This window comes from Roseateles sp. P5_D6 (assembly GCF_054049415.1).
This window is the reverse complement of sequence record NZ_JBFUMK010000015.1, coordinates 25,359-41,385: the sequence shown is the minus strand read 5'-3', so window position 1 is coordinate 41,385 and position 16,027 is coordinate 25,359. Positions and strand designations below refer to the sequence as shown.

The following is a 16,027-nucleotide window of genomic DNA, read 5'->3' as shown; positions in this document are numbered from 1 at the left end:
ACAGGCGATGCAACTGCCGAATCTGCTGGCGTCCCGACGGGGGCGTATCGCGGCGTTCTTCCTGATGTACCTGACCGAGGGCCTGCCCATCGGCTTCGCGTCGACCACCGTTGCGACCCAGCTGCGCCGCCAGGGCGCCAGTGCGGGCGAGATCGGCGCCTTCATCGGCTTCGTGCTGCTGCCCTGGGCCTTCAAATGGGCCTATGGCCCCTTCGTCGACCTGATCGCGTCCAGGCGCCTGGGCCCGCGCCGTGGCTGGATCCTTGGCGCGCAGCTGATGATGGTGCTGACGCTGCTGGCCCTGACCGGGCTGGACCTGACCACCCAGCTCGGCCTCTTCACGGCAGTGCTGGTCGTGCACAACCTGTTTGGCGCCGTGCAGGACGTGGCCGTCGATGCGCTGGCCGTGACGACGCTGCCCGAGCATGAGCGTGCTTTCGCCAGCGGCATGATGTTCGGCGGGCAGTCGCTGGGCGTGCTGATCGGCGGCGGCGGGGCGTTGCTGCTGATCGGGCGCATCGGCTTCCACACCTGCATCGTCGTGCTGGCCCTGGCGATCCTGGCGGTGATGACGCTGGTGGTGTGGCCGATGCGCGAGGAGGTGCCGGCGTCCGCCGCGCGCGGCTCGTTGGCCGCGGCGGGCCGCGAGGTCCACACCTTCCTGCGCGAGGCGCTGCAGGCCCTGCTGGGTTCGCGCCTGGCCTTTGCCGGCCTGCTGTTCGGCCTGCTGCCCATCGCGGCCATGGCTCTGTCGCGTGGGCTGCAGGCCAACCTGGCTGTGGACCTGGGCCTGTCCAACGAGCGCATCGGCTGGCTGGCCACGGTCTCGCAGGCGGCCACCGCCGTGACCTGCATTGCCGGGGGCTGGTTGTCCGACCGCGTGAACCTGCGCCGCGCGATGGCCGTCTACGTGGCGCTGCTGAGCCTGCCGGGCCTGTACCTGATGGCCGAGCTGCAGCGCCACGGCTGGGGGCCGGGCCAGGCCGCACCCGCTGCGCTGGTGACGACCTTCTTCGCCACCGTCGTCATCTACCACCTGCTGTTCGGCTTCATCTACGGCGCGCGGGTGGCCCTCTTCATGGGCATCACCCAGCCCGCCGTGGCGGCCACGCAGTTCGCGGCCTACATGGCGCTGACCAATCTCTCCATCACCTACAGCGTCGTCTGGCAGGGCTATGCCGTCCAGCATTGGGGTTATGCCGCCACGCTGGGCCTGGATGCCCTGGTCGGCCTGAGCTGCCTGCTGCTGTTGCCATTTCTAAGGCCGAAGTCTTTATGAATCTCGTCATCAACGCCCTGGGCGTCCTCGACAACCCCAACATCCGCATCCAGCCCAGCGCCGGCGACCGCAGCGCCATGGCCTACACCAGCACCGGCCAGAGCGTCGACGAGCGCTCCCTGGGTGACGCTCGCGCGGCCGGCCTCACGGCCGTCAACATCACGTTGGGCCATGTGGCCGGCAGCGCCGAACCCTTCGAGGCGACGGTGGCCGACATCGCCGGCTGGGACGCCTTCATCCGCGCTAGGCCTGCGGTGCTGCGCAAGGTACATACGGCGGCAGACATCGACGCGGCACGCGCGGGCGGCCAGATCGGCGTCATCTACGGCTTCCAGAACACCGAGATGCTGGGCGACAAGGCCGAGCGCATCGCGCTGTTCGCCAAACTCGGCGTGCGCGTCATCCAGCTGACCTACAACGGCCGCAACGCCGTCGGCTGCGGTGCGACGGTGCCCGACGACACCGGCCTGAGCGGCTTTGGCGCCGAGGTCGTCGAGCGCCTGCAGGCCGAGAGTGTGCTGGTGGACCTCAGCCACAGCAGCGAGCAGACCTGCCTGGACGCGCTGCGTGTCGCGCGCCGGCCGCTGGCCATCACCCACAGCGGCTGCCGCGCCGTGGCCGACCACCCGCGCAACAAGAGCGATGCCGAGCTGCGCTTGCTGGCCGACAAGGGCGGCGTCGTCGGGCTGTACTTCATGCCCTATCTGCGCCTGGCCGGCCAGCCCATGGCATCGGATCTCATCAATCATCTGGAGCACGCCATCGACGTCTGCGGCGAGGATCATGTGGGCCTCGGTACCGACGGCGGCGCCACGGCCATCGACGACCTGGACGCCTACCGCGCCATGCTCGCCGCCGAGACCGAGCTCAGGCGCAGCATGGGCATTGGCGCGCCGGGCGAGACGCCCGATGTCAGCCTCTTCCTGCCCGACCTGTGCGGGCCGATGCAGTTCATCGAGCTGGCGCAATTGCTGGCCGCACGTGGACACCCGGCGAGCCGCATCGACAAGATCCTGGGCGGCAACTTCCGCCGCCTGATGGGCGAGGCCTGGCAATGAAGTGGTTCGCCGTCGCGCTTGTCTTCATCGCCGCGTCGGTCAGCGCACGTGACGACCAGGTCCAGATCCACGGCAACCCGGCCGGCACGCAGACGCTGACCCAGCCTGAGCCCGGCGTCACCGCGGCTGACTACCGCTTCAACGACCGCGGTCGCGGCGACGCCATCCAGGCGCGCTGGCGGCTCGACGCCGTTGGCCTGCCGACACGCTACGAGGCCAGCGGCAACGACTACTGGAAGGTCGAGTTCAGCGAGCATTTCGAGCGCGATGCGGCCGGCCTGGCGCGCTGGAAGAACCGCATCGAAACCGGTGAAACGCGCTCGGCCGGTTTCTACCTGCCGGCCAATCCACCACCCGAATTCATGGGCGTGCTGACCCGCGCGCTGCTGAAGGCGCCGGGGCGTCGGCTGAAGCTGCTGCCCGCCGGCGAGGCCTGGCTGGAAGGCGGCGCCGACGTCGACGTGGTGGGGCGCAAGCTGACGCTCTATCGCATCGGCGGCATCGAGTTCACGCCGGTGCCTGTCTGGCTGGACGACAAGGGCGATACGGCCGGCGTCATCGATGACTGGTTCGAGGTGCTGGAGACCCCGCTGCTACCGGCGCTGGCGGAACTGCAACGCGCCCAGCAGGCCGCCGACCAGGCCTGGCATGCGGCGCTGGCGCGGGCGCACACGCACAAGCCGCCGGGCGCGCTGCTGATCCGCGGTGCACGCCTGTTCGATCCCGTCACGGGCGGCGTGCGCCCCGGCATGAGTGTCCTCGTGCGCGGCGAGCGCATCGTGCGTGTTGAGCCCGATGCCGATCTCGACGTGCCGCCCGGTGCCGAAGTGATCGCCGCGAATGGCCGCTTCCTGATGCCCGGGCTGTGGGATGTGCACCAGCACTTCGGCAATGTCGATGGCGTCTTCGACCTGATCGCCGGCGTGACCAGCGCACGCGACATGGCCAACGACAACCTGCCGATGCTGGCCCGCGTCAAGCGCTTCGACGCCGGCACGGAGCTGGGCCCGCGCGTGACCCTGGCCGGCATCATCGAAGGCATCGGTCCGCTGGCCGGCCCGACTGACGTGAAGGTCGACACGCCCGAGAAGGCGCGGGCTGCGGTCGACTGGTACGCCGACCACGGCTATGCCCAGGTCAAGATCTATTCGTCCTTCAGCCCGGCGCTGGTGGCGACGGTGGCTGACCGCGCCCACGAGCGTGGCCTGCGTGTCAGCGGCCATGTGCCGGCCTTCACCTTTGCACGCGCCTTCGTCGAGGCCGGGGCCGACGAGATCCAGCACCTGAACTTCATCCTGCTGAACTTCTTCCCCGATGTGAAGGACACGCGCACGCGGGACCGCTACACGGTGCTGGCCGACCGCCTCGCGCAGTTCGACTTCAACGACGGCCGCTTCACGGATTTCGTCGCCTTCCTGCGCCAGCACCAGACCGTGCTGGACCCGACCATGGTCGTACTGGAGGGCCTGTTCTCCGGCGAACCCGCGCGCGCAGCGCCGGCGCTGCGGCCCGTGGTGCAGCGCTTCCCGACGGTGGTGAAGCGCCGCCAGCTGTCGGGTGCCGTCGCCGTGCCAGCGGGCAAGGAGGCCGTCTATGCCCAGGCGCTGCCGGGCCTGCTGCGTATGCTCAAGCGCCTGCACGACGGTGGCGTGACCATCATGCCGGGCAGCGACGGCTTTGCCGGCTACAGCCTGCACCGCGAGTTGGAGCTGTACTCGCAGGCCGGCATCGCCAACGCCGAGGTGCTGCGCATCGCCACGCTGGTGCCGGCGCGCGTGCTCGGCGTCGAGAAGGAGCGCGGCAGCATCACGCCGGGCAAGCTGGCCGACATGATCCTGGTCGACGGTGATCCGCTTGCCAACATGAGCGACATCCGGCGTGTCTACCGCACCGTCAAAGGTGGCCAGGTCTATGACCCGGCTGCACTGGAGCAAGCAATGGGAATGACGCCACGATGAAGATCGAACGATTCAACAGCGGCCAAGTCGTGCCTGCTACCGTGCCCTTTCCCGAGGGCGTGCGCGTCGGCAACATGCTCTATCTGTCGGGCCAGCTCGGCAACGTGCCCGGCCAGCTCAAGCTCGTCGACGGCGGCCTGCGGGCCGAGGCGCGCCAGACGCTGGAGAACATCCGCACCGTGCTGCGCGGCCAGGGGCTGGACTTGCAGCACCTGGTTCGCTGCACCGTGATGCTGGCCGACATGGCCGACTGGCCGGCCTTCAACGAGGTCTACCGCGAGTTCTTCGGCAGCACGCCGCTGCCGGCGCGCAGTGCACTGGGCTGCAACGGTCTGGCCTTGGGCGCGCGTGTCGAGATCGAGTGCATCGCGGCGGACGAGTCCTGACGACTTAGGGGTCATCCTCAAGTCAGCTATTGGTCCCGGGCGGCGCCGGGTTCATGCTGAGCGGGCTGCAATGGGCAGTGACGCTCGATGGAGGCATCCATGGCAAGCAAGCCGAAAACAAACAAGTCAAAACTGGCCGCGCGCCCGGCACCCAGGCCGCTGTGCAACACGCCGCCGCGCATCAAGCCCAGCCTGCCGGCCGTCATCGCCAACGATCCGCGCCGCGCACGTGCCATATTGAATACCCGAGGCAAGTGGCTCAACGGCACGGTGCTGCACTATTGCTTCTTCAAGAGCGGCCACTACGCCGTGGCCAAGAAGCAAGCCGATGCGGTGCGCGCCGCCTTCGCCGAATGGAAAGCCGTCGGCATCGGCCTGGTGTTCCAGGAGGTCACGCAGATGAGCGAGGCCGAGGTGCGCATCGGCTACTCCGAGCCGGATGGCAGCTCGGCGTCGGCCGTCGGGCGCGACGTGCTGCATGTGCCGACGACCGAACCGACCACCGTCTATGGCTGGGACCTGACCACGCAGTATGGCCGCGGCACCGCATTGCACGAACTCGGCCATGTGCTGGGCATGGAGCACGAGCACCAGAACCCCTTTGCCGGCATCAAGTGGCATGAGGAGGCCGTCTACACCTCGCTGGGCAAGCCGCCCAACAGCTGGACGCGCGAGACGACCTTCCACAACATCCTGGAGAAGCTCGAGCCCAGCCAGGTGCAGGGCTCGAGTTGGGACCCCGACTCCATCATGGAGTACGAGTTCGAGCCTGGCCTGATCGACGAGCCCGAGCAATATGACGTCGACGGCCTGGTGCCGCCCGGCAAGCTGTCCAAGGCCGACAAGGCCTGGTTGCTGAAGTGGTACCCGGCGCAGGCGGCCCAGACGCCGACGCTGGAAGCCTTCAAGGCCGTGGCCGTGCCCCTTGCGGCCGGTCAACAGGTGGACTATCTGTTCAAGCCCACCGAGTCGCGCAGGTACACCATCGCCACCAAGGGCGCATCGGACACGCTGCTCGGCCTGTTCGAGGACGTGAACGGCACGCCGCGCAATTTGGCGGCCGACGACGACAGTGGCGAAGACCGCAATGCCAGCATCGTCTACAAGCTCTTTGCCGGTCGTCGCTACTTCGTGCGCCTGCGGCTCTACCACCCGGGCCAGACCGGCATCACTTCGTTGATGGTGTCTTAGGGCCTGTCAACGCTACGGCACTGCGGCCGTGACGACGTCCGACGCGCAACTCAGCCCTCGGTCGTCAGGCTCAGCGGGCCGTCGGCAATGAGGCGGTACTGGCCCCGGCCGGCGCGTTCGATGTGCAGGCCGAAGTCGCGCTCGGCCAAGCGGCGCTCCAGCAGCAGGAGGCGTACGCCGAGGTTGTCCTGCACCTCGGGCAGGCGCAGGTCGCCGCCGGCCAGGCGCAGCTCGCGCGTGCTGAAGGCCTCGCGGCCGCTGTCGATCTGGTCGCGCACGAGCTTGGCAATGATGGCGCCGGCAACGCCCTTGATGAGGTACTCATCGTTGATGAAAACGCTGTGGTCGCGCGGGTAGTGGCGCAAGCGCAGCGGCGTGCCGCCGGCCGCCTGTTCGGCCGCGGGGGCCGCCGCCACGGGCTCTTCCACGAGCTCCGTCGTGCGCAAAGCTGCCAGGCCTTGCGCCAGCTGAGCGCCAACGGCCGTCAGTGCGTCCTCGTCGTCATAACTGAAGAACTGGTCGTGCTCGCTTTCCACCAGCAGCGCACCGACCGTGCGGCCACGGGCGCGCAGCGGCACGGCGAGCTGGCTGCGCGGGCTGGCCAGGCCAGGCATGGGGATGGTGTCGGCCATGGCGGCCTGCAGGCCAAGCTGCTCGGCCTTGGCTCGCCAGGACATGCCGTAGCTGTACATCTGGCTCATGTGGCCAATGCGGATGGGCACGTTCTCGCGCAGCGCGACGCCGGCGAGGCCGGCTTCCGCCAGCGGCAGCTCGGCGCCGCTGCCGGCCTGTTCGTAGCCGATGCTGGCCAGCGTATAGAGGCCCTGGCGCTGCTCGTCCAGCAGCCAGATGATGGCGTGGCCGATGCACAGGTCGCGCTGCAGGCCGGTGGTGAAGGCCTGCAGCAGGCTGCGCAGGTCGGGCGCTTCGGCGAGCTGCTCGCTCAGGCGCCGCACACCGGTGGCGAGATCGCAACGCGGCGCCATGGCCGGCAGGGGGTGCACCGGGTCGAGTTTGCGCAGCGATTCGACGCGGTAGACGTCGGCGCCGCGCAGGTGGAAGACCTTCTCCATGCCCGTCTGCGCGGCGATGCCGGCGAGCTTGGCGCGCAGGCGCTCAAACACCGGGCCCTCGGTGTCCGTGCGCTCATACCGGAGCTGAAGCAGCACCGACACGCCAGTGATCGGGTCCTCGACGCTGAGCGCGACGCGGCCGGTAGCCAGGATGTTGACGCGGGCGCGGTTGAGGAACTGGTAGGTCAGCGCGACATGCTCATCGTCGATGTACTCGGCGTGCGACAGGTAGTTGACGTGCGGCATGCCGTCGGCGCCCACCGAGCACATTGCCGGCGGGATGACGCCTTCGAGCAGGCGGCGCACGTCGCGCAGCTTGAGCGCACGACGTTCCGTTTGAGGAGTGGGGGTGTCGGTCATGGCAACAGGTCGATGGCTTGGCCGGCGCCGGGGCCGGGGGTCTGGTCCCAGGCGGCCAGCGGCGTGAAGCGCACGCAGCTGAGGTCGGCCAGGGTGAGGTCGCCGAGCACGGCGTTGACCTGTCGGCGGTCGGCGCCGAAGAGTTCGATCTGTCGCAGCCAGGCCTCGAAGCAATGCGCGAACTTCGGCCCCTGCTCGGCATAGGCGGGCAGCACTTCGGCGTCCACGCCCTTCACATGCAGCACGCGGCAGGTGCTGGGCAGGCCAGCGGAGACAGCGACGCGGCCGGTGGCGCGGATCGCGTCGAGCAACTCGGCGCCCGCCTCGCTGCGTGCGAGCAGTTCGATGCGACCGTCGGCCAGGGCCCAGGCGCCGTGCGCGAAGGCCAGCTCGGGCTGCCCCTCGGGCGTGCTCGAGCCCACGCGCAGCGTGACGCCCTGCTGCAGGTGATCGATCCAGATGCCGGGAAGGCGGGCCATCAGCGCAGCAGTTCCACGGGGTTGCCGGCACCTGGGCCGGGCGTCTGGTCCCAGGCGCCGCAGGGCGTGAAGCGGATGCCGGCCAGGCGCTGCACGCCCAGGTCGTACCAGATCGCCATGATGGCTTCGCGGCTGAAGCCGTAGGGCTCGACCTGGGCGATGAATCGTTCACGGCAGCGCTCGAACAGCGGTGCATGGCCGGCCGTGGGCGTGAAGACCTCGGCGTCCAGCCCTTTCACGTGCAGCGTGCGATGGCTGCCCGGCTGCGCCGCGACGTAGGCGATGCGCCCGCTCGCCTGGACGGCGGCCAGCAGCCGGTCGGCGATGTCGGCCGCCAGCAGCACTTCGACGCGGCCGTCCGCCAGCGCTTGAGCGGCCAGGCCGCGGCAGATCTCGGGCTGGCCGTCGGCATGGCTGCCGCCGAGGCGGTGGGAGACGCCGCTTTCGAGATGAGCGGCCCAGTCGGGGGGGAGTTGCGGCAAGGTGCGGCGCGGTGGTTGGGTCGAGGTCGGAATGATAGGCAAGCAGGCCATCGCGTCGCTGTTAGCAAAGACTTAACAAACCCTTAGTGGAGAACTAGCAGCGCGAAAAGCGCTCGCCGACCACAGTACAGCCCATGCCGGACAGACCCGGCGCGAGACACGCATCCCCCAAGGCATCAACCGGCCGAAGCCCACCAGGCAGCGGCGCGGCGCAGCCTTGCCCGAAACCGCCGAATCAGGAGAGCTATCCATGAAAGCATGTTCCGACCCCTCGCTGAGCGCCCAGGCCGCCGCCGCGCTGCTCGCAGGGTTGGTGCTCGCCGCTGGCACCGCCCAGGCCGGCTGCTGGGCCGTCAACGCTGCCGAGCCGATCAGCAGCGACGGCCTGCCCATCAGCCATGCGTCGTTCAAGCCGCTGCATGCGGTGATGGATCACTTCGAGGCGCAGGCCCGGCTCAACCCCGGCCTGCTGGCCCTGCCCGAGGTGCGGCTGCGCATGACCCGTCAGGTGATGGATTCGGACGAACCCAGCCGCCGCCCGCGCGAGGCTGTCGTCCATGCCCAGGGCTTCGGCCCCAAGACCTGGATAGGCGAGCAAGGCTGCGGCATCCACGCCGAGGCCGCCCAGCGCATCGGCCCGCGCGCCGGCTTCAGTCTCTTTATCAACTCGCCGCTGACGACGCTGAACCGCTGGGCCCATGACGAGCAGCTCAGCGCCTACCTCGAAGGCGAGCGCGGCGAGGCCATGCAGGGCTGGCCGGTGTTTCGTGGCTGCGCCGTCATCGGCCCCGAGCGTCGCCTGCCCTGGGTGCCCGTGACGGTGGGCGAGATGCTTGGCTACTTCGAGCGCGAGCAGCAACGCAAGATCGAGGACTGGGACCACCGCAACGAGCGCGCGCTGCAGCCCTTTGACCTTGCCGCCGCCGAGCGCCAGGCCGAGCAGATCCGGCCGCAGAACGCCAAGGCCGCCGACGCCTTGCTGATGGCGGCCCGCCAGCGCAAGGCTGGCGAGGCGAGCTATCACGCGCAACTGGCACGTGGCCGCCAGAGCCTGGTCGACGAGCTGGAGAGCCTGCGCACCACCCGTTCCGCAATGGACGCCGGCCAGCTCGGCGAGCCCTACCGCCTGGGCAGCGGCCGCCATCGCCTGCCCGGGCCTGGCGACGCCGGACGGCCGCTGAAGCGCCTCGTCAAGCTGGACCCGGGCTTCCCCTGGGACGCCCGCCACCGCACGCGCATCCAGCTGCTGACCGTCTGCGCCAGCACCCACCCCAACAACCCCGCCTATGCGGCCCCGATGCGCGACGCCGTTGCCGCGCTGGATCTGTCGCGGCTTGCCGCACTGCTGAACTGAGAAAGACCGACATGAGTACGAACACCCTTCCCACGCCGCGCGAACTGCCAGCAGCACCCGTTGGGAACGCCGCCACCGCCTCGACCGTGTCCTCCCGCCTGGACGCCATGCTGCAGATCCGTGCCTACGAGCAGCAGCTCATCGCTGCCGCCTCGCCCAGCAACCCCGGCACCTGCACCTCGGTCGGCCAGGAGGCCTGCGCCGCCGGCGTCGTCGCCGCCCTGGGCCCGCAGGACAAACTGCTCACCAACCATCGCAGCGCCGGCCACCTGCTGGCGCGCGGCGCCGACCCCGAGCGCCTGTTCGCCGAGGTGCTGGGCCGCGCCAGCGGCTATTGCGGTGGCCACTCGGGCTCGTTGCACATCTCGGTCAAGGCACTGGGTGTGGTGCTGACGTCCACCATCGTCGGCGGCGGGTTGTCGCTGGCGCCGGGCGTGGCGCTGGCGCAGAAGCTCGGCGCCCAGCCCGAGGGCATCACAGCCGTGTTCTTCGGCGACGGCGCGGCCTGCCAGGGCATCTTCCACGAGGCCATCAACCTGGCCGCCACCTGGCGCCTGCCGATTCTCTTCGTCTGCGAGAACAACCAGTGGCAGGCCTATGTGCACCGCCGCGAGACCATGCCCGGCGAGCACGTGGCCGACTGGGTGCAGGGCCATGGCCTGGTGGCCGAGGTGGTGGACGGCAATGACGTCGAGGCCGTTCACGCCGCCGCCGTGCAGGCCGTGGCCGCCATCCGCGACAGCGGCCGCCCGCGCCTGCTCGAGCTGACGACCTACCGCCAACGCGGCCACTTCGAGCCCGACGACCAGGCCTACGTCTGTGCCACCGAGCATGCCCAGTGGCTCAAGCGCGACCCCATCCAACGCCAGGCCGAGCGGTTGATGTTGAGTGCCGATGACCTGGCCCGCCGCGAGGCCGGGGTGCGTGGCGCCATCGAGCAGGCCTATGCCGCCGCGCTTGCGGCCCCCTGGCCCCAACTGGCCTGAAGGAGTACGAGAGATGCAAACAATGACTTCCCAGCAAGCGCTGATGGCAGCGCTGCGCCGCGCGATGGCGGCCGACGAGCGCGTCATCTTCATCGGCGAGGGCGTGGCCACCAAGAGCCCCGAGCTGCTGGCTGCCTTCGGTGCCGAGCGCGTGCGCAACACGCCGCTGGCCGAGGCCAGCATCGTCGGCTGTGCCGTGGGTGCCGCGGCCATGGGCCTGCGCCCTGTCGTGGACCTGCTGTTCTCGCCCTTCCTGATGCTGGCCATGGACGCGTTGGTCAACAGCGCCGGCAAGCTCGGGGCGCTGAGCGGGGGGCAGTTCGAGTTCCCGATGGTGGTGCTGGCCCAGACCGGCGCCGGCTGGTCCATCGGCGGCCAGCACAACCACAACCTGGAGGCGCTGTTCGCCCACGTGCCCGGCCTGCAGGTGTTGATGCCCAGCACGCCGGGCGACACCGCCGGGCTGCTGACCGGTGCCTTGGGTCAGCCCCTGCCCAGCCTGCTGTTCAGCGACATCGGCCTGGCCCATGCGCCGGGCGAAGTGAATGGCGACGAACTGCTGCTGCCCGGGCGCGCCGCGGTGCGCCGGCGCGGTGACGCGCTGACGCTGGTGGGCTACGGCAAGACCGTCGGCCATTGCCTCACCGCTGCGCAGGCCTTGCAGGCGGAGGGTGTGGAGGCCGAAGTCATCGACCTGCGCAGTCTCAAGCCGCTGGACACGGCCAGCGTGCTGGCCTCGGTGCGCAAGACCGGCCGCCTGCTGTGCGTGACCGAGGCCAGCGGCCTGTGCGGCCTGGCGGCCGAGCTGTGCGCCGTCGTCGCCGAAGAGGCCTTTGCCGAACTGAAGGTCGCGCCCCGGCGCCTGACCGGTCCCGACGCCCCGGCGCTGGCCAGCTGGCCGCTGGAGCAGGCCGCCGTGCCCCGGCCCGAACAGATCGCCGCCCGCGCGCGGGCACTGATGAACACCCAACCCCTGAATGTCTGAACTTGAGACCACCATGAACAAGACCTCGATGACTCTCGCGCTGGCCCTGGCCAGCGCCACCCTGCTGACCTTCACCGCGCAAGCCGCGACGCCCAACTACGGCAGCTACGCCGGCACGACGGGCGGCACCCGCAGCGGTGGCGAGGGCAGCTTCTCTGCCATGGCCAACACGCCGTCGTATTACAAGTACTCCTATGCCTGGGGCATGGCTGCCTTGAGCGACGGCACGCTGCACGCGGCCTCCAGCGCCACACCATGCCCGGGCTGCCATGCCCAGACGGGCGCCGAATCGTTGGCCCGTTTCTGGGACACGGTGGCCTTCCACAACGGCCAGAACCTCGGCCTGGCCAACCTCAGCGTCAGCATCGACGGCACGCTGACACCCGGTGGCAATGCGCAGGCCTGGGCGCGCTTCTATGTCGGCGATCCCAAGGCCGACTTCTTCGATCGCCTGAACGACTACGCCCCGGCCATGCAGCTGAAATCCGGCACGACGGTCCTGGGCGATGAGCTGGCCATCCCCCTGGGCAACAGCAAGGTCTTCATCTATGCCGAGCTCCACACCTCGGCCGTGGCGCTGCCCTATGCCGGCAGCCCCAACACCAGCGCCGACTTCGGCAACACCCTGCACTTCAACTGGACCCTGCCCGACGGCGTCACCACGAGCTCGGCCTCGGGCCAGTTCATGACGGCGGCGGCCGTGCCCGAGCCGTCGAGCTGGATGATGGCCGGCGCCGGCCTGCTGGTGCTGGTCCGCTTGCAGCGCCGCCGCGCTGGCCCATCGACCGCCCGGTAAGGCCTGGACTCGCAGCCCGTGCCGGATTCAGCGGCAGGCGGATGCCGCCAGCCAGTCGGCCAGTTGGGGCAGCATTTCGTCCACCGCCTGGGCCATGGCGCGCACGGCGCCGGGTGCGTCGGGTGTAGCGGCGGCGCGTTCGATGCGCCAGTGGCGTTGCACTGGCGGGCTGGTGGCGCCGGCGGGCCACAACGTCGCATGCAGGCGCAGCACGACCTGGCTGCTGGCCGGGCTGGCGAACACCTGCTCGAACTCGTCCAGGTTGATGGCCAGCAGCGCCGCCGGCCGGCCCGCGCAGGCGGGCGGCGTGACGAGTTGTTCGCGCAGCCGCTGCGTCAGCAGGGCCGCGGGCGGTGCGGCCCAGAAACTGTCGCGGTAGTGCTCCAGGCGCTGGGCCTGCTGGAAGCTGAGGCGATAGGCGATGCCGTCGCCCGACAGCCAGGGCGGCGCCGTCACGTCGGCCACGCGCCAGGCCAGGGCGTCGCCTCCGGTGAGAGCGGCGGGCGCAGGGCCGAGGTCGTAGACGGCCCGGGGTGACGCCGTCGGTGCGAGGGAGCAGGCACTCAAGGCCAGCGCGACGGCCAGCAGGATCGATGCTGTTTTCATTTCTTCAGCCGTTCGGCAAAACCCGTCTCGCCGGGCCCGGGCGGCCGCGCGCTGCGGCCGAACAGCAGGCTCTGCGGCTGGTCGCCGAGGTCATTGGCGGCACGCTCGATGCTGCGGCTGGCGGCCGAGACATCGGCCAGCACAGGCCGGTTGCGCGGCGGCGTGTCGCCCACCAGCGCGAGTTCGAGGCTGCGGCTGGTGGCCTGCACCTGAGCGGCGGCCGCCTCCAGCTGGTCCAGCGCCTTGGCGCGGGCCTTCAGATCCTGGGCGAGCAACTGGCCATCGGCGGCCAGCGCCTCGATGCGGGTCAGCGCGGCCTGGGCGCGCTTGGCGGTGGCATCAGAGTCTTTCAGCAGCGCCGGCAGTTCGCGGGCGCTGGGTTGCAGGGCAGCCATCAGCTTGCTGGTGTCGCCGGCGGCCTGTTGCAGCTCGGCGAGCGTCCTGCCGAGCTGGATGCGGTTGTCGTCGCTGAGCAGGGCATTGAGCCGGGTGGCCGTCTCGGCAAAGCCGGTCACCAGGCCCGGGCCGCTCTCGGCCAGGCGATCCAGCAGCGTCGGCCGTAGCGCGAGGCGGGTGCCGGGTGCGGCGCGCTGCAGGGTTCCCTTGGTATCGGCCTCCTCCAGGCCGACAAAGGACAGGCCGGTCACGCCCTGCAGGCCGAGCTGGGCATAGGTTTGGGTCGACACGGGCGCGGCCACATCGACGGCAATGCCGACGAGGATCTGGCGCGGGTCGGCCGAGTCGAAGCCAATGGTCTCGACGTAGCCCACCTCGACACCGCGCAGCTTGACCGGTGCCTTCAGATTCAGGCCGGGAACGCCGCTGCGGGCGACGACGGTGTAGCGCACGCGCTCGGTGCGGTCGCCCTGGAACCAGGCGACGCTGGCTGCCAGCATGAGGCCGAGCAGCAGCAGAAAGAGGCCGGCGGCCAGGGCGTGGGCTTTGTTTTCCATGCGGCTTTTCAGGCGGTTTGTTCTTCGCGAAGGACGGCGGGAATGCCGCCCTCATCGCTCGTGTCGTCCAGGCTGAGGCGGAAGCGCCGCACATCCTCCTCGGCGCAGCGCTCGACATGGCCGAGGAAGAAATTGCGCACAAAGGAATGCGGCAGTCGCGCCACCTCGGACAGTGGGCCGCTGGCGATGATGCGCTGGTCGGCCAGCACGGCGACGCGGTCGACGACGGCGAACAGGGTGTCGACATCGTGCGTGACCATGACGACGGTCAGGCCCAGCTCCTGGCGCAGGCGCCGCAGCAGCTTGACGAACTGCTTGGCGCTGTCGGGGTCCAGGCCGGCGGTGGGTTCGTCCAGGAACAGCAACTGCGGGTCAAGGATCAGCGCCCGCGCCAGCGACACGCGCTTGACCATGCCGCCCGACAGCTCGGCCGGGCGCTTCAACGCGTCCTCGGGCTTGAGGCCGACCTGGGCCAGTTTCAGCATGACCAGCGGCTTGACGAGGTCGGCCGGCACGCTCTTGAGCTCGCGCAGCGGCAGGGCGACGTTGTCGTAGACGCTCAGCGCCGAGAACAGCGCGCCGGCCTGGAACAGCACGCCCCAGCGGTAGCGCACGCACTCCAGGTCGCGCACCGCGCAGCGGCCCAAGGGGTGGCCGAAGATCTTGACGCTGCCGGCCTGCGGTACCTCCAGGCCGAGCAGCAGGCGCAGCAGCGTCGTCTTGCCCGAGCCCGATCCGCCGATCAGCGCGACCACCTCGCCGCGGTGCACGGTCAGGTTGAGGTTGCGATGGATGACATGGCCGCCATAGGCCGTGGTCACGTTCTCGACTTCGATGATGGGTTCTGGGTTGTCCATTTCAGACCCCGAGGTTGGAGAAGAGAACCGCAAACACCGCGTCAACGACGATGACCAGCGTGATGGCCGTGACGACCGACTGCGTGACGCTCTGGCCCAGGCTCTCGGTGTTGGGTTTCACGCGCAGCCCGAAATGGCAGGCCAGCAGCGCGATCAGCCCGCCGAAGAGGATGGACTTGACCCAGCCCAGCCACAGGTTCACCGGCTCGACGACACTGGGCAGGATGTGCACGAACTGCATCGGGTCGAGCTTGAGCTGGGCGCTGGCCGCCGTCATGCCACCCAGTAGCATCAGCCCGCTTGTCCACAGAGCCACCAGCGGTAGCGAGATGGCCAGCGCGATGACCTTGGGCGCCACCAGGCGCACGGTGTGCGAGATGCCCATGACCGACAGCGCGTCCAGCTCCTGCGTGACTCGCATGACGCCGATCTGCGCCGTCATCGCCGAGCCCGAGCGGCCGGCCACGATGATGGCCGCCAGCAGCGGCCCCAGTTCGCGCAGTACCGCCAGGCCGAGGATGTTGATGACGAAGATGTCGGCGCCATAGGCCTTCAGCTGGCGCGAGATCAGGTAGGACAGCGTCAGCCCGACGAGAAAGCCCACCAGGGCGGTGATCGGCAGCGCCTGGGCACCGGTGCGGTAGACATTGGCCGAGATCTCGCGCCAGCCGATCAGCGAGGGGTGGCGCAGCATCTGCACGAAGTCCAGCAGCAGGCGGCCGATGAGGGCGACGATGTCGACGCCATGGCGGGCGAAGGCCAGGGTCTTCAGGCTGGCCAGTTCCAGCCCGGGGCCGAGGCTGCGCTTGCGCTTCGGGAAGGCGCCGGGCTGCATGAACTGCGAGAACAGCGTCACATGCTCGGGCAGCCACAGCAGCCGCCGCGGCGGCTTGCGGCCCCAGCCCTGCCACAGCGTCAATGCGCCGGCGGTGTCCAGCCGCCCCAGGGCACGCAGGTCCCACAGCGCATCGGGGGTCTCGGTGACGGCGGCGGCCACGCGCTGGCGGAATTCCACATAGCGCTCGCGCAGGGCCAGCACCGTCCAGTCACCGCTGACCCGCCATTCACGGCCGCTGCCGGTCTCGCCACCGCCGGATTGCAACTGCGGCTCGGCGTCGGATGCGCCGCCGGCCCAGGCCGAGGTCAGGGTGTCCAGGGGCAGGGCGCCGGCTTCGCTCATGGTGCAACGATAGCGCCTCCCAAGGCTTGATGAGGCGGCGGGGG

At 69.7% G+C, this 16,027-nt stretch carries 16 protein-coding genes; 9 read left to right on the top strand and 7 right to left on the bottom strand.

Annotation, left to right across the window (positions count from 1 at the left end; translation table 11 throughout):
• Positions 1 to 7: 7 nt before the first annotated feature.
• The 5 genes from ACXJKM_RS19960 (at position 8) to ACXJKM_RS19940 (ending at position 5,872) form a co-directional block, all read left to right on the top strand.
• Positions 8 to 1,279, top strand: a complete 1,272-nt coding sequence (locus ACXJKM_RS19960) for an MFS transporter (protein WP_457354626.1) — start codon at positions 8 to 10, stop codon at positions 1,277 to 1,279.
• Positions 1,276 to 2,337 (top strand): dipeptidase, encoded by a 1,062-nt coding sequence (locus ACXJKM_RS19955; protein WP_457354624.1) that lies wholly within the window; start codon positions 1,276 to 1,278, stop codon positions 2,335 to 2,337. Before ACXJKM_RS19960 ends, ACXJKM_RS19955 begins: the two co-directional genes overlap by 4 nt.
• Positions 2,334 to 4,295 (top strand): amidohydrolase family protein, encoded by a 1,962-nt coding sequence (locus ACXJKM_RS19950; RefSeq protein WP_457354622.1) that lies wholly within the window; start codon positions 2,334 to 2,336, stop codon positions 4,293 to 4,295. Before ACXJKM_RS19955 ends, ACXJKM_RS19950 begins: the two co-directional genes overlap by 4 nt.
• A complete protein-coding gene (locus ACXJKM_RS19945) occupies positions 4,292 to 4,681 on the top strand; it encodes a RidA family protein (RefSeq protein ID WP_082532658.1) in 390 nt (129 codons plus the stop codon). Before ACXJKM_RS19950 ends, ACXJKM_RS19945 begins: the two co-directional genes overlap by 4 nt.
• Before the next feature lie 99 nt (positions 4,682 to 4,780).
• Positions 4,781 to 5,872 (top strand): hypothetical protein, encoded by a 1,092-nt coding sequence (locus tag ACXJKM_RS19940; RefSeq protein ID WP_457354620.1) that lies wholly within the window; start codon positions 4,781 to 4,783, stop codon positions 5,870 to 5,872.
• Between the two features lie 50 nt (positions 5,873 to 5,922).
• Here the strand turns inward: ACXJKM_RS19940 and ACXJKM_RS19935 are convergent, their stop codons facing one another.
• The 3 genes from ACXJKM_RS19935 to ACXJKM_RS19925 are packed head-to-tail and all read right to left on the bottom strand — an operon-like array spanning position 5,923 to position 8,266.
• Positions 5,923 to 7,305 carry a GAF domain-containing protein gene (locus tag ACXJKM_RS19935; RefSeq protein ID WP_056197332.1) on the bottom strand — a complete coding sequence of 461 codons (1,383 nt, stop codon included), beginning with the start codon at positions 7,303 to 7,305 and terminating at the stop codon, positions 5,923 to 5,925.
• A complete protein-coding gene (locus tag ACXJKM_RS19930) occupies positions 7,302 to 7,784 on the bottom strand; it encodes a hypothetical protein (RefSeq protein ID WP_056197330.1) in 483 nt (160 codons plus the stop codon). Before ACXJKM_RS19930 ends, ACXJKM_RS19935 begins: the two co-directional genes overlap by 4 nt.
• The gene (locus tag ACXJKM_RS19925; protein WP_457321914.1) at positions 7,784 to 8,266 is read right to left on the bottom strand and encodes a hypothetical protein; all 483 of its coding nucleotides are present in this window, start codon (positions 8,264 to 8,266) and stop codon (positions 7,784 to 7,786) included. Before ACXJKM_RS19925 ends, ACXJKM_RS19930 begins: the two co-directional genes overlap by 1 nt.
• Before the next feature lie 250 nt (positions 8,267 to 8,516).
• Between ACXJKM_RS19925 and ACXJKM_RS19920 the strand changes: the two genes are divergently transcribed.
• Genes ACXJKM_RS19920 through ACXJKM_RS19905 form a run of 4 tightly spaced genes read left to right on the top strand, consistent with a single transcriptional unit; the run spans position 8,517 to position 12,387 of the window.
• Positions 8,517 to 9,620, top strand: coding sequence for a hypothetical protein (locus ACXJKM_RS19920; RefSeq protein WP_457354618.1), 1,104 nt, complete (start codon positions 8,517 to 8,519; stop codon positions 9,618 to 9,620).
• Positions 9,621 to 9,631: 11 nt separating this feature from the next.
• On the top strand, positions 9,632 to 10,606 hold the full coding sequence (locus tag ACXJKM_RS19915) for a thiamine pyrophosphate-dependent dehydrogenase E1 component subunit alpha (protein ID WP_457354616.1): 975 nt from the start codon (positions 9,632 to 9,634) through the stop codon (positions 10,604 to 10,606).
• Positions 10,607 to 10,619: 13 nt separating this feature from the next.
• On the top strand, positions 10,620 to 11,591 hold the full coding sequence (locus tag ACXJKM_RS19910; RefSeq protein ID WP_457354614.1) for an alpha-ketoacid dehydrogenase subunit beta: 972 nt from the start codon (positions 10,620 to 10,622) through the stop codon (positions 11,589 to 11,591).
• 13 nt (positions 11,592 to 11,604) lie between these two features.
• Entirely contained in the window at positions 11,605 to 12,387 is a 783-nt protein-coding gene (locus tag ACXJKM_RS19905; protein ID WP_457354612.1) for a PEP-CTERM sorting domain-containing protein, read from the top strand.
• Between the two features lie 27 nt (positions 12,388 to 12,414).
• On the opposite strand, the gene ACXJKM_RS19900 is transcribed toward ACXJKM_RS19905, so the two are convergent.
• From ACXJKM_RS19900 to ACXJKM_RS19885, 4 genes are read right to left on the bottom strand one after another with little or no spacing between them, the layout of a single operon-like run.
• Complete coding sequence (locus ACXJKM_RS19900) at positions 12,415 to 12,993, bottom strand: ABC-type transport auxiliary lipoprotein family protein (protein WP_457354611.1); 579 nt, start codon at positions 12,991 to 12,993, stop codon at positions 12,415 to 12,417.
• Complete coding sequence (locus ACXJKM_RS19895; protein ID WP_457354609.1) at positions 12,990 to 13,946, bottom strand: MlaD family protein; 957 nt, start codon at positions 13,944 to 13,946, stop codon at positions 12,990 to 12,992. The genes ACXJKM_RS19900 and ACXJKM_RS19895 overlap by 4 nt, the downstream gene beginning before the upstream one ends.
• 8 nt (positions 13,947 to 13,954) lie before the next feature.
• Positions 13,955 to 14,803, bottom strand: a complete 849-nt coding sequence (locus tag ACXJKM_RS19890; protein ID WP_457354607.1) for an ABC transporter ATP-binding protein — start codon at positions 14,801 to 14,803, stop codon at positions 13,955 to 13,957.
• Between the two features lies 1 nt (position 14,804).
• Positions 14,805 to 15,983 (bottom strand): MlaE family ABC transporter permease, encoded by a 1,179-nt coding sequence (locus tag ACXJKM_RS19885; RefSeq protein ID WP_457354605.1) that lies wholly within the window; start codon positions 15,981 to 15,983, stop codon positions 14,805 to 14,807.
• Positions 15,984 to 16,027 lie beyond the last annotated feature (44 nt).

Excerpts from the sequence above, each read along its gene's own strand:
- ACXJKM_RS19960 (WP_457354626.1), top strand. The coding sequence starts at position 8 with ATGCAACTGCCGAATCTGCTGGCGTCCCGACGGGGGCGTATCGCGGCG.
- ACXJKM_RS19955 (WP_457354624.1), top strand. The coding sequence starts at position 1,276 with ATGAATCTCGTCATCAACGCCCTGGGCGTCCTCGACAACCCCAACATC.
- ACXJKM_RS19950 (WP_457354622.1), top strand. The coding sequence starts at position 2,334 with ATGAAGTGGTTCGCCGTCGCGCTTGTCTTCATCGCCGCGTCGGTCAGC.
- ACXJKM_RS19945 (WP_082532658.1), top strand. The coding sequence starts at position 4,292 with ATGAAGATCGAACGATTCAACAGCGGCCAAGTCGTGCCTGCTACCGTG.
- ACXJKM_RS19940 (WP_457354620.1), top strand. The coding sequence starts at position 4,781 with ATGGCAAGCAAGCCGAAAACAAACAAGTCAAAACTGGCCGCGCGCCCG.
- ACXJKM_RS19935 (WP_056197332.1), bottom strand. The coding sequence starts at position 7,305 with ATGACCGACACCCCCACTCCTCAAACGGAACGTCGTGCGCTCAAGCTG.
- ACXJKM_RS19930 (WP_056197330.1), bottom strand. The coding sequence starts at position 7,784 with ATGGCCCGCCTTCCCGGCATCTGGATCGATCACCTGCAGCAGGGCGTC.
- ACXJKM_RS19920 (WP_457354618.1), top strand. The coding sequence starts at position 8,517 with ATGAAAGCATGTTCCGACCCCTCGCTGAGCGCCCAGGCCGCCGCCGCG.
- ACXJKM_RS19915 (WP_457354616.1), top strand. The coding sequence starts at position 9,632 with ATGAGTACGAACACCCTTCCCACGCCGCGCGAACTGCCAGCAGCACCC.
- ACXJKM_RS19910 (WP_457354614.1), top strand. The coding sequence starts at position 10,620 with ATGCAAACAATGACTTCCCAGCAAGCGCTGATGGCAGCGCTGCGCCGC.
- ACXJKM_RS19905 (WP_457354612.1), top strand. The coding sequence starts at position 11,605 with ATGAACAAGACCTCGATGACTCTCGCGCTGGCCCTGGCCAGCGCCACC.
- ACXJKM_RS19900 (WP_457354611.1), bottom strand. The coding sequence starts at position 12,993 with ATGAAAACAGCATCGATCCTGCTGGCCGTCGCGCTGGCCTTGAGTGCC.
- ACXJKM_RS19895 (WP_457354609.1), bottom strand. The coding sequence starts at position 13,946 with ATGGAAAACAAAGCCCACGCCCTGGCCGCCGGCCTCTTTCTGCTGCTG.
- ACXJKM_RS19890 (WP_457354607.1), bottom strand. The coding sequence starts at position 14,803 with ATGGACAACCCAGAACCCATCATCGAAGTCGAGAACGTGACCACGGCC.
- ACXJKM_RS19885 (WP_457354605.1), bottom strand. The coding sequence starts at position 15,983 with ATGAGCGAAGCCGGCGCCCTGCCCCTGGACACCCTGACCTCGGCCTGG.